The organism is Malaciobacter halophilus (assembly GCF_002837275.1).
Taxonomy (GTDB): domain Bacteria; phylum Campylobacterota; class Campylobacteria; order Campylobacterales; family Arcobacteraceae; genus Malaciobacter; species Malaciobacter halophilus.
Genome location: NZ_NXIF01000110.1, coordinates 1 through 354 on the forward strand (window position 1 = coordinate 1; position 354 = coordinate 354).

The window sequence follows — 354 nt, forward strand, 5'->3', positions numbered from 1 at the left end:
TTCTATTTCAGTAGTGCTAAAAGAGTTTAGTAATTATAAATTTACAAGCAAAGTAGATAGTAGTGGAATACAAGGAGATATGAAAGAGTTTATAGAGAATGTAAACTTCTTAACAGGAGAGATATCAGGACTATTAAAAGACTCATTAATAATAGGATTAACACTAGATGAAGCTTCTGATAAATTAATAGCAAATGTAGATGTATTAAATACAAGTTCAAATGAAGCAGCAGCAAGCTTAGAAGAGACAGCAGCAGCTTTAGAAGAGATAACAAGTACAATAGTAAATAACTCAGAGAATGTAGCAAAAATGAGTAACTATGCACAAGAGTTAAGTAACTCAGCAAAAACAGG

1 pseudogene is annotated in these 354 nt (G+C 30.8%); it reads left to right on the top strand.

Annotation, left to right across the window (positions count from 1 at the left end):
* Positions 1-354, top strand: a pseudogene (locus CP960_RS13890) (methyl-accepting chemotaxis protein); the annotation flags it as partial.